At 41.9% G+C, this 15,917-nt stretch carries 17 protein-coding genes and 1 pseudogene; 8 read left to right on the forward strand and 10 right to left on the reverse strand.

Features of this window, described 5'->3' with window-relative positions; translation table 11 throughout:
- On the forward strand, nt 1–242 hold a 242-nt coding region (locus tag FTU82_RS00005), incomplete at its 5' end, for an integrase core domain-containing protein (protein ID WP_180100862.1).
- A gap of 38 nt (nt 243–280) precedes the next feature.
- Nucleotides 281–547 (forward strand): annotated as a pseudogene (locus FTU82_RS00010) (IS5/IS1182 family transposase); the annotation flags it as partial.
- A gap of 568 nt (nt 548–1,115) precedes the next feature.
- On the opposite strand, the gene FTU82_RS00015 reads toward FTU82_RS00010, so the two are convergent.
- Nucleotides 1,116–1,346 (reverse strand): hypothetical protein, encoded by a 231-nt coding sequence (locus tag FTU82_RS00015; RefSeq protein ID WP_004280185.1) that lies wholly within the window; start codon nt 1,344–1,346, stop codon nt 1,116–1,118.
- 253 nt (nt 1,347–1,599) lie between these two features.
- Here FTU82_RS00015 and FTU82_RS00020 point away from each other — a divergent pair, with 253 nt between their 5' ends.
- Together FTU82_RS00020 and FTU82_RS00025 are read left to right on the forward strand one after the other, a co-directional pair.
- On the forward strand, nt 1,600–2,073 hold the full coding sequence (locus FTU82_RS00020) for a CinA family protein (protein WP_180096592.1): 474 nt from the start codon (nt 1,600–1,602) through the stop codon (nt 2,071–2,073).
- A 98-nt stretch (nt 2,074–2,171) separates the two neighbouring features.
- Nucleotides 2,172–2,792, forward strand: a complete 621-nt coding sequence (locus FTU82_RS00025) for an aminotransferase (RefSeq protein WP_220387178.1) — start codon at nt 2,172–2,174, stop codon at nt 2,790–2,792.
- A 52-nt stretch (nt 2,793–2,844) separates the two neighbouring features.
- On the opposite strand, the gene prpC is transcribed toward FTU82_RS00025, so the two are convergent.
- Together prpC and prpB are read right to left on the reverse strand one after the other, a co-directional pair.
- On the reverse strand, nt 2,845–3,984 hold the full coding sequence (gene prpC, locus FTU82_RS00030; RefSeq protein ID WP_005096804.1) for a 2-methylcitrate synthase: 1,140 nt from the start codon (nt 3,982–3,984) through the stop codon (nt 2,845–2,847).
- A gap of 4 nt (nt 3,985–3,988) precedes the next feature.
- Complete coding sequence (gene prpB / locus FTU82_RS00035; protein ID WP_005096803.1) at nt 3,989–4,873, reverse strand: methylisocitrate lyase; 885 nt, start codon at nt 4,871–4,873, stop codon at nt 3,989–3,991.
- Between the two features lie 231 nt (nt 4,874–5,104).
- Between prpB and FTU82_RS00040 the strand changes: the two genes are divergently transcribed.
- The 3 genes from FTU82_RS00040 to FTU82_RS00050 all read left to right on the forward strand — a co-directional run bounded on the left by FTU82_RS00040 (nt 5,105) and on the right by FTU82_RS00050 (nt 7,363).
- Nucleotides 5,105–5,752, forward strand: coding sequence for a TetR/AcrR family transcriptional regulator (locus FTU82_RS00040; RefSeq protein WP_005171084.1), 648 nt, complete (start codon nt 5,105–5,107; stop codon nt 5,750–5,752).
- 113 nt (nt 5,753–5,865) lie between these two features.
- Nucleotides 5,866–6,786 carry an ornithine carbamoyltransferase gene (gene argF, locus FTU82_RS00045; RefSeq protein ID WP_005171086.1) on the forward strand — a complete coding sequence of 307 codons (921 nt, stop codon included), beginning with the start codon at nt 5,866–5,868 and terminating at the stop codon, nt 6,784–6,786.
- 103 nt (nt 6,787–6,889) lie between these two features.
- Entirely contained in the window at nt 6,890–7,363 is a 474-nt protein-coding gene (locus FTU82_RS00050) for a hypothetical protein (protein WP_005171087.1), read from the forward strand.
- Nucleotides 7,364–7,467: 104 nt separating this feature from the next.
- Here FTU82_RS00050 and FTU82_RS00055 read toward each other — a convergent pair whose 3' ends face one another.
- The 7 genes from FTU82_RS00055 to rpiA form a co-directional block, all read right to left on the reverse strand.
- The gene (locus FTU82_RS00055) at nt 7,468–7,821 is read right to left on the reverse strand and encodes a YnfA family protein (RefSeq protein WP_005096798.1); all 354 of its coding nucleotides are present in this window, start codon (nt 7,819–7,821) and stop codon (nt 7,468–7,470) included.
- Between the two features lie 96 nt (nt 7,822–7,917).
- Nucleotides 7,918–10,194 (reverse strand): ATP-dependent Clp protease ATP-binding subunit ClpA, encoded by a 2,277-nt coding sequence (clpA, locus tag FTU82_RS00060; RefSeq protein ID WP_180100863.1) that lies wholly within the window; start codon nt 10,192–10,194, stop codon nt 7,918–7,920.
- 9 nt (nt 10,195–10,203) lie between these two features.
- Nucleotides 10,204–10,617, reverse strand: a complete 414-nt coding sequence (gene clpS, locus FTU82_RS00065; protein WP_005171093.1) for an ATP-dependent Clp protease adapter ClpS — start codon at nt 10,615–10,617, stop codon at nt 10,204–10,206.
- Between the two features lie 18 nt (nt 10,618–10,635).
- Nucleotides 10,636–11,385: a DUF6776 family protein gene (locus tag FTU82_RS00070; protein WP_180100864.1), complete on the reverse strand. Its 750-nt coding sequence runs from the start codon at nt 11,383–11,385 to the stop codon at nt 10,636–10,638.
- A gap of 77 nt (nt 11,386–11,462) precedes the next feature.
- The gene (gene argC / locus FTU82_RS00075) at nt 11,463–12,518 is read right to left on the reverse strand and encodes an N-acetyl-gamma-glutamyl-phosphate reductase (protein WP_171063327.1); all 1,056 of its coding nucleotides are present in this window, start codon (nt 12,516–12,518) and stop codon (nt 11,463–11,465) included.
- 202 nt (nt 12,519–12,720) lie between these two features.
- Entirely contained in the window at nt 12,721–13,398 is a 678-nt protein-coding gene (locus tag FTU82_RS00080) for a M48 family metallopeptidase (protein WP_180100865.1), read from the reverse strand.
- A gap of 150 nt (nt 13,399–13,548) precedes the next feature.
- A complete protein-coding gene (gene rpiA, locus FTU82_RS00085) occupies nt 13,549–14,220 on the reverse strand; it encodes a ribose-5-phosphate isomerase RpiA (RefSeq protein WP_100355010.1) in 672 nt (223 codons plus the stop codon).
- Between the two features lie 104 nt (nt 14,221–14,324).
- Between rpiA and ilvA the strand changes: the two genes are divergently transcribed.
- Nucleotides 14,325–15,863, forward strand: coding sequence for a threonine ammonia-lyase, biosynthetic (gene ilvA, locus FTU82_RS00090; RefSeq protein WP_005171103.1), 1,539 nt, complete (start codon nt 14,325–14,327; stop codon nt 15,861–15,863).
- Nucleotides 15,864–15,917 lie beyond the last annotated feature (54 nt).

The raw sequence follows: 15,917 nt of genomic DNA on the forward strand, positions 1-15,917 counted from the left end.
GTACGACTGGTGATTCATACGATAATGCTTTGGCTGAAACGGTGAATGGCTTATACAAAACAGAGGTGATTGAATATCTAAAAGCAGATTGGCAAGGTTTAGCAGATGTACAACTTGCGACACTAAACTGGGTAGATTGGTTCAATAAAAAGCGTGTACACAGTGCACTGGGTTACAAGTCGCCTTTTGAGTTTGAAGCAATGTACTATGATAAGATTAACCCGTTAGGTCAGGTGGCCTAACTTAAATAAAAAAGTCTCCGACAAACCCGGTACGGTTCAAGCCTTGGAAGGATCAGCAAGCGAGGTCTATAGAGCGGAACGAATTATTAAAGACAGTCAAACGGCTAGGCAGATCGCTTTGGAAAAAGTGGTCTGGTTATCACCGTCGAAGTTTGGTTGAAACCAAGATGCATTGCATCAAATTATTAGGCGATAAATTAACAGCGCGGAGTTTTCCAAGTCAGGTGAATGAGATCCATGCACGCATGGCAGTCTTGAATAAATTCACAGAATTAGGTCGCCCTCATACCCAAGTTGTCTCTTAAATTTGAGTAGCTTAAGGGAACTCAGCCTTTCAAACCTTTATGCAACAAAGCCTAAGCCAAGTAGTTGAAATCAAGATTAATAAGCAACATAAATTACTTTTTCCAATAAAATAGACACATGATGAAAGATAATATGTTTCAAAATTCTTATTATTCAATAAAAGGAATAACTTAACCTGAGTAAAATATATAAAAAAGACATTTAAAATATTTTAAAAAATAACAATATATTATCAAGTAAAATATATTAAAAACATATGCTCATGATATTTATGCTTAAATTCAACAACTCAGTCTAAGTATTAATATTCTTCAAAATGGAATAAAACATGCAAAAGGTAATTGTTCTAAACAGTTTTTTAATAAACGAATATACGATACGTAACATTGAATCACGTATAACGACTAAGTTGTTTCCAATTTATATTGACTTTAATAAAAGATATTTATCAATCAGACTGATATTAATTTTGGTAATTTTTTATTTTTAAAAAGCTTTTATTAACTTAATGTTAGCCAAATAATAAGCCTCTTAAAAAAAAGAGGCTTATTCACTTTAAGGTTTATCTTAGATATTCACAACTTTAACAATAATCGTTTGGGTATCTTCCTGCTCTTCAGCCAGATGTAAACGTTTAAGCTCTTTGCTTTTTACTTTGAACTGTAAATTCTGATAAGAAATCGTGCTTGGAATCTGATCAAAATATTGACCATCAGCATCAATTTCTTCCTGAAATAATGGTGTACCCAATTGGTAGTCAAGACTTTTTAAGACTACATATTTTACTGTGGTTTTCATTCTAACGCCCTACTTTCACTAAGCACTTTATTTTTATTTTTACCACTGTTCAGCTTGAGAAGAAACCTCTATTTGAAAAAATAGTCTAAGCTTTAACCACTCAGGTTTTATGATCAAATCAGTATCAAATTGTACTAATCCATGAAAAATTTTAACTTTCATAAAAATATAAATATACTCGGAGTTGAACGACAGAAAAAATCTGTCTAAATTAAGCTAAAACCACTCCCATCATAAAGAAAATATAGAGACTATGATAAAGACCTGTTGCAACTTACTCGAAGAGAAAAATATAAAAATTGCCTTTATTGAAAGCGCAAGCTCTGGATATCTATGTAGCCAGTTTTCCATCTGTAAAAGTGACGGCGCCGAAATTCTGGCCGGTGGATTGGTCTGCTACGATGTTGCTGTAAAAACTTCGGTATTAAACATTCCCCAGACTTTGATCAATAGTTACACTGCCGAATCCATGCCAGTTACTGTTGCCTTGGCAGAAGCGGGTAAAAAGATGTTCCGGGATGCAGACTGGATTATTGCCTGTACAGGTTTGCTTAAACCCGGTGGTAGTGCGACACCAGAGAAACCGGAAGGGACTTTTTTTGTAGCAATTAATGATGGTACTCAAGTGCATCAATTCCAGTATTATTTGAAAGGTACTCCACTCGAACGTCTGAATAAACTGTCTGCCGTGGTTGCACACGATATGATTAATCTACTCAATCATTAATCTAGTTTTATAATTACGCCGCAACAAGCTTCATTATTTCTACTGTATTTTAAGATAGATTAGCATGATCAAATGCTAATCTATTTTTTGCGGGTAGAATAACCATGAATATTAAAACTGCGCTGTTTCTGCTCCCTCTTGGCTTGCCCAGTCTGGCTTTTGCTACGGTCGGTGGCCCACAAAATATTGAAATTCTAGGCTATGAAGTCAAAGAGCAAAAGCTCTATGTCATGCGTCATTACCTTGATGGTCGTGGGCGCTTGCCACAGCTGTATTATTATAATTTTAAATCCGCAAAACCGAATCAGTTGATTCAGGTCAACTCCTTATATATCAATCCAAAAACCAAACGTATTGATTATGACCAAGACAGTCGCAAGTTTGATCAGGACATTGCCAAAATCAAAAAACGTTTAGTTCCACTGAGTCCGATTCAAAGTTCAAAGCCACAACTTAAAATTTTAAAAACCACAACAGGGACGGCAGCTGCCTGGTACGATCCACAAGAAAAAGTGCCAAAATGGACTTATCAATATCAAGTCAAATCTGGCTCACAAAAAAGTCCGACCCATCAAGCGGTCAGTTATCAGCAAGGTCTAAAAATTAGCCAGGCCTATAAAGTTCCTAAACAGAATAAAACGCTGGTGACAGTCAAGTATTTGGGGATTCCTTTTGAAACAGGCTATAGCATTGAAGATCCAGTCCTGTTAAGTCGATAAAAAATAAGGTCTCGATTGAGACCTTATTTTTTATTCAAGATATTAATAAATATTAAGCCGCTGTAGAACGCTCGGCGATCGGTACTACTTTACGCAGTTCAGGCCCAGTATAATCCGCGCTTGGACGGATAATACGGTTGTCTGCACGCTGTTCCATCACATGTGCTGCCCAACCTGTGACACGTGACATGACAAAAATCGGGGTAAACAGCTTGGTTGGAATGCCCATAAAGTGATAAGCCGAAGCATGGAAGAAATCGGCATTACAGAATAATTTCTTCTCACGCCACATCACTTCTTCGCAGCGCACTGAGACCGGATACAGTACCGTATCACCGACATCTTTGGCTAAACGCTCAGACCAGATTTTGATGATGCCATTACGCGGATCATTGTCTTTATAAATCGCATGACCGAAGCCCATAATTTTTTCTTTACGTTCCAGCATGCCCAGCATTTCACGTTCAGCTTCTTCAGGCGAAGTCCAGTTTTCGATCATATCCATTGCAGCTTCGTTAGCACCGCCATGTAGAGGGCCACGCAAGGAACCGATTGCACCGGTAATACAAGAATGCATGTCAGATAAAGTCGATGCACATACACGCGCCGTAAAGGTCGAAGCATTAAATTCATGCTCTGCATATAGAATCAGAGAAACATTCATCACCTGTTCATGCAGTTCATTTGGCTTTTCGCCACGTAATAAATGCAGGAACTGTGCACCGATTGAATCATCATCGGTATTTTCTTCAATACGTACACCGTCATGACTATAACGATACCAGTAACAGATAATTGCCGGTAAAGTGGCAAGAATACGGTCTGCAATATCCTGTTGCTGTTCAAAAGACAGTTCAGTTTCAAGATTGCCCAGCATCGATACGCCAGTACGCATCACATCCATCGGATGAGAATCGGCAGGAATACGCTCTAGCACTTCTTTTAAGGCTTGAGGTAGCGTGCGCAAAGATTTTAATTTGGCTTTATAGGCAACTAACTGCTCTGAAGTTGGCAGTTCGCCAAAGAAAATCAGATAAGCCACTTCTTCAAACTGGCAATGTTCAGCCAGATCCTGTACGTCATAACCGCGATAGGTCAGACCTGCACCACTTTTGCCTACAGTTGAGAGTGAAGTTTTCCCTGCCACTTGTCCACGCAATCCTGCGCCGGTGAGTACTTTTCCTTCAGCCATTTTTTTAATTCTCCTGTTTAAACAGTTTATCTAATGTGTCTTCGAAGCTGTGATAATCTAAAAATTCGTAGAGTTCTTTGCGTTGCTGCATAATATCCAGCACATTCACCTGAGTGCCGTGTTCACGCACCGAACGCATCACTTCAAGGGCTGCCTTTTGCATGGCACGTGTCGCTGATAATGGATACAGCACCATGCCAATACCCTGCTCTGCCAACTCATTTACCGTATAATACGGTGTATCACCAAATTCGGTAATATTTGCCAAGACTGGCACACCAACTGCATCGCATACGGTGCGATACATGGTGATATCGGTCATCGCTTCGGCAAAAATTGCATCTGCACCCGCTTCAACACAGGCACAAGCACGATCAATCACCGCTTGCAGGCCTTCTTTTTGTAGCGCATCGGTACGCGCCATGACCACAAAGTTTGCATCGGTTTTCGCATCGACCGCCGCTTTAATACGATCGACCATTTCCTGCTGTGACACGATTTCTTTATTTGGACGATGACCACAACGCTTTTGTGCCACCTGATCTTCAATATGCACCGCGGCTGCACCAGCTGCAATCATCTGTTTGATCGTGCGAGCAATATTTAATGCACCGCCCCAACCGGTATCGATATCGACCAATAAAGGTGTATCAACACGTTCTGTAATCCTGCGTACATCTTCCAGAACATTATCCAGACTGGTCATGCCCAGGTCAGGCAAACCATAAGAATAATTCGCGACACCCGCACCTGATAAATAAATGGCTTTATAACCGACTTGTTTGGCCATCATGGCAGCATAGGCATTTACCGTACCCATAATTTGCAATGGTTTCTCGACTTCAAGTGCTTGTCTAAATCTTAGACCTGCAGACATTTGTTCTGTCATCTTCCTTTTCCACAGTCTTGGCTATAATTATTGAAACTCGAGTATACTCATTTGGCTTGCTCATTCCACAATCTGATAGAACAAATACTCTAAAACTTTAGTCAAATTTTTAAGTTTTACTTTACCTAATCCGGCAAATACTGCGCTTATGCGGTCCAATTATGAAATATGTACATATATTTGCTATGATGGCATTTCAATCTTTATTGACATGTTGATGTATTATCTCCTATGCAAGACCTCGTCCTAGAACCGCTCGCCAAAGACCTGCCGCAGACCAAACGTGGTCATGAGCGCTGTATTGCGCTGCTGAACAGTGCAACCGAGCTGTTTCTGGAACGGGGTTATGATGCTGTGTCTCTCGATGATATTGTTCAGCATGCAGGTGGCTCCAAAGCCTCCATTTATAAGTACTTTGGCAATAAAGAAGGCTTGTTTAAGGCCATCTGTGATTATCGTCGTATCAAGTTTTTTGAAGATATCAGCATTCCGATCGAACTGATGGCACTGGATTTTCGTAGTTATCTGGTTCACACCTTGCTGAATTTTTATCATCAGATCATGCAACCTGAAAACTCGGCCTTCATGCGTCTGGTTCTGGAACAGAGTCAGCGTAATCCAGAACTGGCTCAGCATATTCATGAACACGGTCCTGTACATGTCCAGAGTGCGATTGCCACTGCATTAGAACAGGCAGATGCACAAGGCTTATTGCATTGTGAAAATCCGCAATATTCGGCTCAGCTATATTTTGGTATTTTGCGTAATCTGGAATGGCGCATCCTGATGGGAATTTCCATACAAGAAGATGATCAGGAAATCGACAAATACATCAGTTATTGTGTGGATCGCTTTTTAGACGGTCATCAAAAAGTCTAGTTTTTTTGCATTTTTCATTGCTTATAGTATATTAGCCGATTCCGTATTTTTTCTTAAACTAACCAACAACTGATTGTTGATCGAGTTTTTCGGCAATTATTGTGGAGTAACGAATGGCTCTCCGTCACTTTCTCACCTTACGCGATTTATCAACTTTAGAACTTAACCAGATTTTGCAACGCGCAATTGAGCTTAAGCGCAAACAGCATAACAATGAAGTGTTCCAACCATTTGTTGGTAAAGTGATGGGCATGATTTTTGAGAAATCGAGTACCCGTACGCGTGTTTCGTTTGAAGCTGGCATGAGCCAATTTGGTGGTAGCGCAATTTTCCTGTCTTCTCGCGATACCCAGTTAGGCCGCGGTGAACCGATTGAAGATTCTGCACGCGTGATTTCAAGCATGCTAGATATCGTGATGATCCGTACTTTCGGTCATGATATCGTGGAACGTTTTGCATCTTATTCAAAAGTTCCTGTGATTAATGCTTTAACAGATGATCACCATCCTTGCCAGTTACTTGCTGACATGCAGACCTATGTAGAGCAACGCGGCTCAATCGAAGGTAAAACTGTTGCCTGGATCGGTGATGGCAACAACATGTGTAATTCATATATTGAAGCAGCACACATGTGGGGCTTTAATCTGAAAATTGCAGCGCCAAAAGGTTATGAACCACAAGAAAAATTCCTGTCTGAATTTGCGCATTGTGTTGAACTGGTCGATACCGCTGAAGATGCAGCCGTGAATGCTGACCTGATTGTGACTGACGTTTGGGCAAGCATGGGCCAGGAAGAAGAACAAAAAATCCGTGAGAAAGCATTTGCAGACTATCAAGTGAATGAACGCCTGATGGATCTTGCGCATCCGGATTGTTTGTTTATGCACTGCTTACCTGCGCACCGCGGCGAAGAAATTTCAGAAAACTTGCTTGACCATAAAAATGCCGTGGTTTGGGATGAAGCTGAAAATCGCTTGCACGCGCAAAAAGCCCTGGTTGAATTCCTGATTAATGAAAATCTGAAAAAAGACTAAATTAAAAGCTGAATCTTCACAAATTAAGCACCAATCTCTGGTGCTTTTTTTGTCTCAGCTCTTATAATCATGATTGAAATGGAATAAAAAGTGATGTCATACAATGCAAAATAAATATTGGGCCTTGGCACTATTGGCAGGTTTTAGCAGTGCCACCTTCTCTGTTCATGCTTCTGAATTTGACCAATATCTTCAGGAAAAAAATATTATTGACAGCAAATTTAAAATTCAGAAAAAAGCTGAACTGAATGAATTACTCGCGGTACTCAGTGCAGAAGATTCCAGAACTTTACCTTTACAGATCGATCAGAATACAATTATTGAACAATTACAGTTAAGTGCCAATAAGACCACATTGAAAGGTTTAATCACCACACCGGATTTTAGCCAATTTGAAAAAGATCTGGGCCGCAAAGAAGTGATGAAAATGATCCGTAATAATCTGCTCAATAATTGCGAGATTTTCTTTGAGCATCGCTATCAGATTGAAAACCCATACAAGGTCGAGCTCAGCCTAAGCTCGCAAACACAAACCTATAAAACTGATATTTCCCAGAAAGATTGCAAATTGAAATAGTCTAAAGAAATAAGATATTGGCGTTTATTCAGGATTAAAACATCAAGAAAACAAAGAGGTCGCTATAGCTACCTCTTTTTGATGAGGTTTGCTGTTATATCCTGCTAACGCACCAAACCTTGCGGCTGTAGAATTATAATCAGTGCCCCCAGTATTACCACCATCCCGCCAAGCAAATCCCAACGTGACAGTGTGACTTGATCAACGAAGCGCAACCACATTAGCGCCGAAAAAATATAGATGCCACCATAAGCGGCATAAATCCGTCCAGAAGCAGCCGGATGCAAGGTGAGTAGCCAGACAAAAGCCGCCAAAGCCAGAGCTGTCGGAATCCACAACCAGTGACTTCTCCCCTGATTTAAAATCAGGTAGGGAAAATAACAGCCTAAAATTTCCATCAATGCCGTGACCAGAAACAGGCAAAAAGTGGTGAGCAGCTTGGTAATTTGAATATCCATGATTTGTCTTTTGAACTGTATGAATGAATTTGATGATTTAAAATATGAGTGCATGAAAAAACCCGTGCTTGCACGGGTTTTATTTTTTCATATTGATTAAGCAGGTTCAGCAGTCTGGTCTTCAAAGACTTCAAGTTTTAAGCCAACAGCTTTACCATTTTCTTTCTTCACCGACACTGCAACATTACCGCCATTTTCAGCCAGTTCACCAAACAGGATCATTTCTGCCAATGGTTTTTTCAGGTGTTCCTGAATCAGACGCTGCATTGGGCGTGCGCCCATTAAACGGTCATAGCCTTGCTCTGACATCCATTCACGCGCACTCTGATCCACTTCCAGCATGACTTTCTTATCATCAAGTTGCGCTTGAAGTTCGGTCAGGAATTTATCCACGACATTTTCAATGATGCTGCTTGGCAATGCCTTGAACTGAATCACGCCGTCGAGACGGTTACGGAATTCTGGCGAGAAAGCTTTCTTCATCGCTTCCTGATTATCGTTACTATTGTCCTGTTCCATAAAACCAATGCTGACACGCGAAATACTTTCAGCCCCAATATTGGTGGTGAGTACCAAGACCACGTTACGGAAATCAGATTTACGCCCGTTGTTATCGGTCAATGAACCATGATCCATAATCTGCAATAACAGGTTAAAGACATCTGGATGCGCTTTTTCGATCTCATCAAGCAATAGCACACAATGTGGATTTTTATGAATCGCATCAGTCAACAAACCACCCTGATCAAAACCGACATAGCCCGGAGGTGCACCGATTAAACGCGACACTGCGTGGCGTTCCATGTACTCGGACATATCAAAGCGAACCAGCTCTACGCCCATCTGCTTAGCCAGCTGCTTGGTCACTTCGGTTTTACCGACACCGGTTGGGCCAGCAAAAACAAAGCTGCCCACAGGTTTATCTGGAGATTTCAAACCGGCACGAGACAGTTTAATGGCAGACGCTAAAGCTTCGATCGCTTCATCCTGACCAAAGACCACCCGTTTCAGATCGCGCTCAAGATTTTCCAGTACGCTCTTGTCATCTTTAGAGACCGTTTTTGGTGGTATACGCGCAATTTTCGACACGATATCTTCGATGTTTTCTACCGTGATCAAACTGTCATCTTGTTCAGCTTTTAAACGGCGCTGCGCACCTGCTTCATCAATCACGTCAATGGCTTTATCTGGCAAGAAACGGTCATTGATGAACTTCGCAGAAAGTTCAACCGCAGATACCAATGCCTGATCGTCATATTGCACATGATGGAAATCTTCAAACTTCGATTTCAGGCCACGTAGGATATCAATGGTTTCAGAAATAGATGGCTCATTCACATCGATTTTCTGGAAACGGCGTGACAAAGCATGATCTTTCTCAAAAACCTGACGGTATTCCTGAAAAGTGGTTGAACCAATGCAACGTAAAGTGCCATTGGCCAATGCAGGCTTGATCAGATTCGATGCATCCATGGTGCTGCCCATACTGGAGCCTGCACCAATAATCATGTGAATTTCATCAATAAACAGCACAGCTTCAGGTTTCTTTTTCAGCGCATTTAAAAGCTGTTTCAGGCGTTTTTCAAAGTCACCACGGTATTTTGTTCCGGCAACCAATGCTCCAATATCCAGACTGAAAATTTCAGCATTTTCGAGTGGTTTTGGCGCTTTACCATTAACGATCAACCATGCCAAACCTTCTGCAATCGAGGTTTTACCGACCCCCGGATCACCGACAAGAAGTGGGTTGTTTTTACGGCGGCGGCACAGAATTTGAGCGGCACGTTCAATTTCTTTTTCACGACCAATCAGTGGATCGGTCTTGCCTTTTTGCGCTTCGATATTGAGATTCGTCGTATACAGTTCAAGCGGACCTGAACTGGCTGAAGATGCAGACTCACCATCGAGGTCTTCAATTTCTTCTTCACCTTGTACTTCTTCTTTACGCGTACCATGAGACAGGTACTGAGTTAGCGTAAGGCGATTAATTTGATGACGTTTCAATAGATAGACGGCAAATGAGTCACGCTCAGAATACATTGCAACCAGAATATCAGCACCTTCTACAGTCCGATCACCACCGCTAGATTGCACGTGAAAAATCGCGCGCTGCAAGATCCGGTCAAAACTTTCTGTTGGGTGTGGTGCCTGATCACTATTTTCACCAAGCTTAGGGGTATGCTGTTCTACGTATTCTTCTAACTCCTTGCGCAACACGATAATGTCTGCGCCACATGCTTTAAGCGCATTTACGGCAGAGTCATTGTCAAGCAAGGCTAATAATAAATGTTCTACGGTCAGGAACTCATGTCTCTTTTGACGAGCCATGCTGACAGCCAAACGTAGTGATACTTCTAATTGACGACTGAGCATGTAACCCCCTTAATCTTTAGGCTCTATTTGGCAAAGTAATGGATGACCTTGTGATCGAGCATAATTATTGACTTGGTTCGCTTTGGTTTCCGCAATGTCTCGAGGATAGACCCCAGCTACACCCTTTCCTTCATAATGTACAGTTAGCATTACTTGTGTAGCTTGGTCAAGATTCATTGCAAAGTATTGTTGTAAAATTTCAATTACAAATTCCATCGGGGTATAGTCGTCGTTCATTAAAACGACAGCATATAAGGGCGGACGTTTCAGTTCTGGCGGTGCAGTCTGCACAGCAAGGTCAGAATCATCACCTTCCAAAGGTTCATTTGCTAAACGCGGGCTGATATGCCAATCAACAATTCCAGATTCATAAAAAGAATTTTTGATATCACTTAAACACATTTGACGTTTATTGCTTGGCATAAGATTTATATTTCACACTTAATTTGCATTTGCTTCGGTTTTCGGAATTTCTGACAAGGCGGCAGACTGATTTTCAACTGCTTTGCCCTGTTCCCAGCTAAAACGACGGATCACCGGTTTGGCACCGCTGAGACGTATCTCAATAAATTCTGGCTTAAAGCCTTTTGGCATGCTCCAGCGACCTGTTAAACGCTCATAATTTTCAAAATTAAAGTTTTTGTCTTCCAGTGGCACCACCAGAATTTCAGTCCCTTTAATCAAGCGTAATTCAATACTCCCGGAGGCACGACTTTTGCCTGGACTGACCTGAACCAGATCAATCTGATATTCAAAGGCATTTTCCGGCAAAGGTTTAATCGACAGGTTTTGAACCGCCAATGCCAAACCACCACGCTGACGCAAAATTTCGCGATAAATGGTTCCCACACTTTCGGCCTGCACCTGTTCATCACGTGCCTTGGTCATGGCCAGATACAGATCATTGGCATTGCTAACCGCCAGATCACGCTCCTGAACCGCAGTATTCAGTGTCTTGTTCAGTGTTTCCAGACTGGCTTTTTGTGTCTGTACCACATCGACCAGTTGCTCTGCATCTGCATCATAACCCGCCGCAGTCAAACCCTGACGGTGTCCTACGGTATATCCGAGCACACCACTACTCAAGATCAATACAGCCGCACCAATGACCAAGGACGTATTGCCTTTCATCAAAGATTTTTTTGCAGCTGGTTCCTGAGGAATGGTCGTATTTGACTCGTTATTCGGCATTTTGATCTCTTGTTTGCTTTATTCAAGACACACATTTAAATCCAAATCTAAATGTGTGTGAAGTTCTAATACGTTTCTTATGGTAATAAACCAATATTATTTAAGCCAGCATCTTCGGCAAATCCGAACATCAGGTTCATGTTTTGTACGGCCTGACCTGCTGCACCTTTCACCAAGTTATCCTGTACAACCAGGACTACCAGCTTGGTCGGTTGCGGCTTGTACAAGGCTATACGCAACTGATTGGCACCACGCACTGAACGGGTTTCTGGTGAGCTGCCTGCTGGCATGACATCGACAAAAGTTTCATTGGCATAGAACTGTTCATACAATGCCTGTAAATCTGCTGCTTGTCCTGCTTCAGTGAGATCGATGTAGATGGTCGACAACATACCACGGATCATTGGCACCAAATGCGGAACAAATAAAATGTGATCAAACACATCTTTTTGACCTGAGATATTTTCCAGAGCTTCGACAATTTCAGGATGATGGCGGTGACCTGCTACGCCATAGGCTTTAAAGTTATCGGCATTTTCAGTATAGATGCCGCCCAAGCTTGCTTTACGACCTGCACCCGACACACCTGATTTCGCATCAATAATAATGCTTTCAGGTTTCACTAATGCGTCACTTGATGTTAATACTGGCGCCAGACCCAACTGAACCGTGGTTGGATAACAACCCGGGTTTCCAACTACATTGGCCTGTTTAATTTGTTCACGATTCAATTCAGATAAACCGTAAACAGAGTCTTTTAACAGTTCTGGACAAGCATGTTGCATGCCATACCATTTTTCAAACTGTTGCAGATCTTGTAAACGGAAATCTGCAGCCAGGTCAATGACTTTGGTCTTTGCAGCCACAAGCGCTTCGGCATGTTTCATGGCAACACCATGCGGCGTTGCAAAAAACACGACATCACATTTTTTAAGTTCATCGATATTTAAATCTGAATATTGAAGATCGGTATGTCCGCGTAAACTTGGGAACATGTCATCTACACGGCGACCATTTTCGGTACGTGATGTTAGTACATTCACCTGTACATTTGGGTGTCGTAGTAAAAGACGCAACAATTCAACGCCTGTATAACCTGTACCACCGACAATACCAACAGTAATCACGATCACTACCTCAAATCAAAGTTTCCATTTCGTAACTGCGTAGTATGACAGGAAGTTGAGGTTTTCTAAACTGTTTCAGCGGGGATTACTGGTTTTTTATAAGTACTGAACACAATTTCAAAATTAAAGAGAGATGGAAAAGTAATATCTATATTGCTTAGGCTATTTTAAGCCCTTATCTCCCTCTCATTCTCTATTCAGTTCAATTTTAAGCTTCCCACCAATATGGCAACGGCGTATTTTTTAGCATTTTCCGATGCTGTTGAAAATTTGCATCATGTTTCTGAACTTCCGCCCAAAAAAGTGAACTATGATCAAAATATTGGGTATGTGCCAGTTCATGTACCGCGACATAACGGGTAATTTCTTCGGGAAATAGCACCAAAGCACTATTCAGCATAATGTCATGCTGAGCAGAACAACTGCCCCAGCGGGTTTTGGGTTGGCGAATATTGCACTTTTTAAAAGGCAGATTGCATTGCTGTGAGACAAGATTTAAATATAGGGGAAGCTGGTCTTTGGCATAGCTGATGACAAAGGCTTTTAAATATTCCTCAGGATGTCGATCACTGACACAGAGCTGTAACTTCTCAGAATCAAAAACAAAGTTATGTTTCTGGCTTTGATAATAAATCTGAACTGGCACGTTTAAATTAAACAACTGTAGCTCAGTTGGTAGCGTTCGGTCTATTTTTTGGACTTTTTCCTGCTGCGATTGCCAGGTTTTAATCAGCCATTGTTCTGATTGTTTTAAAAATTCTTGAACTTGGCGCTGTGTACAAAACTGCGGCACAGTTAATTTAATTTGCGTCGGCTCTACACGCAGTCTCAAGCGTGTTGCGCGTAATTTTCGAGTGATTTGGATTTCAGGGAGGTTTGGAATCATATTTTATTGATTTTATTTTTAATCCTCCCTAACCCTCCTTTTTTCAAAGAGGGGCTTTTAAAAGTCTCCCTTCTTGCACTTGTTTTAAAGCAGTGCTTTAAAACTTCGCTCAGGGAGATTTAGGGGGATTTAATTTATAAAATTAAAGGATTAAACCGCAGTACGTTCTTCAATACCATCATTGGTTGCCACAATTGCGATGTCCGCTTTATTAATCGCAAAAATTCCGTTACAGACCACGCCAGGAATATTGTTAAGCGTTTTTTCAAGCTCGAGTGCATTTAAGATATTCAGATTATGCACATCTAAAATCACATTACCATTGTCAGTCACGACACCTTCACGATATGCAGGATCACCGCCCAGAGAGACAATTTTACGTGCAACCGCAGAACGTGCCATAGGAATTACTTCAACTGGCAGTGGGAAATCGCGTCCTAATTGTCCGACCCATTTTGAATCATCCACGATACACACAAATTTTTTCGCAATCGATGCCACAATTTTTTCACGTGTCAGTGCTGCACCACCACCTTTGATCATATGCAAATGACGATCAATTTCATCTGCGCCGTCGACATAAGCATCTAGTCCGCCGACAGAGTTCATATCGACCACTTCAATGCCTAACTTCTTAAGACGTTGCGCCGTTGCTTCAGAACTTGCCACAGCCGCTTCTAACTGAAGTTCTGGCAATAAATCGATTAAAAAGTTAACCGTACTTCCGGTACCTACGCCTAAAATGCCGCCTTTTGGTAAGTGTTTCAGAGCAGCACGGGCCGCTGCTTGTTTTTTCTCATCTTGGGTTGCATATAGACTCATGGCTTCACTCAACTATTTTGGACTTTTGCAGTATTTTCGAACCGCAAAGCCGTATGGTTTGTTACAATAAGCGCCTATTTTAAACTGTTAGATGGAAAATTAACATGCTGTCTCGTTTGGTTCGGCAAATATTACAAGCAACGGTCTACGATGTTGCAATCGAAACTCCACTCGAAGCAGCACCACGAATTAGCGAACGACTCAATAATAACATCCGCTTTAAACGTGAAGATTTACAACCGGTTTTTTCATTCAAGCTACGCGGTGCTTATAACCGCATTAGTCAATTGCCTAAATCTCAACTGGAACGTGGTGTCATCACAGCTTCAGCAGGCAACCATGCGCAAGGCGTGGCATTATCGGGTAAAAAATTGGGTATTCGCGCCATTATCGTAATGCCAAAAACAACACCAGATATTAAAGTCCAAGCGGTAAAACGCCTTGGGGGTGAAGTTGTTTTACATGGTGACTCATTCGACGTTGCCAACAAATATGCAATTCAACGTGCTCAAGAAGATGGCATGACTTTTATTCCGCCTTATGATGATGAGCTGGTGATGGCGGGTCAAGGTACCATTGCCAATGAAATTCTGCGTCAATGGCGTGATGTCGATTATGTATTTGTAGCGGTAGGTGGCGGTGGCCTGATCGCAGGTGTGGCAGCCTACCTGGGTGATGTTGCCCCGCATGTCAAAGTCATTCCGGTGGAATATGACGAATCGGCATGCTTAAAAGCAGCTTTAGAGGCCAATGAACGTGTCATTTTACCTTCTGTGGGTTTATTCGCTGACGGTACAGCCGTCGCACAAATTGGTGAAAAACCATTTGAAGTGATTCGCCTGCAAAAGTCAGATAATTCTGGCCCGATCGTAGAACCACATGTGGTACTGGTCAATACCGACGAAATTTGTGCAGCCATTAAAGATACTTATGACGAATGCCGCAGCATTGTCGAACCCTCAGGTGCTATGGCATTGGCCGGCATTAAAAAATATGTCGAAGAACATAAAATCGAAGGCAAAAATATGGTGTCGATTGTATGCGGTGCCAATATGAACTTCGACCGTTTGCGTTATATCGCCGAACGTACCGAACTCGGTGAACGTAAAGAAGCGATTTTTGCCGTGACGATTCCGGAACAGAAAGGTTCATTCCTCAACTTCTGTCGCGCTTTGCAAGGTCGCAATATTACCGAATTTAATTACCGTGCCAGTGATGTCTCTGCTGCTCAAGTATTTGTTGGGATCAGCTTAAAAAATGGTGAAAAAGAACGTCAGGAAATTTATGAAACGCTAAAATTCCAGTATGATGTCGATGACCTGTCTGATGATGAAGTGGCAAAACTGCATATTCGTTACCTGATTGGTGGTCATGCCGATATTGAAAATGAACGCCTGTTCCGGGTGGAATTTCCAGAACGTCCTGGTGCTTTATTAATGTTCCTGGAACGTCTTGGCCCAACGCATAACATTACCCTGTTCCATTACCGTAACCACGGCGCTGCGGAAGGGCGTGTTCTGGTGGGTCTGGAGGCGACCGATGCGCAGCAGAATCCGGATGGCTTGATTGAAACCCTTGAAACCATTACATATCCATATCAGGAAATTACCAATAATCTGGGCTATCAGCGCTTCCTGAAGTAATTGTTAAAATATAGACCGCCTTTCGAGGCGGTTTTTTATGTGCAACTCAAAATC

The organism is Acinetobacter sp. YH12151 (genome assembly GCF_013418355.1).
Classification (GTDB): Bacteria; Pseudomonadota; Gammaproteobacteria; order Pseudomonadales; family Moraxellaceae; genus Acinetobacter; species Acinetobacter pseudolwoffii.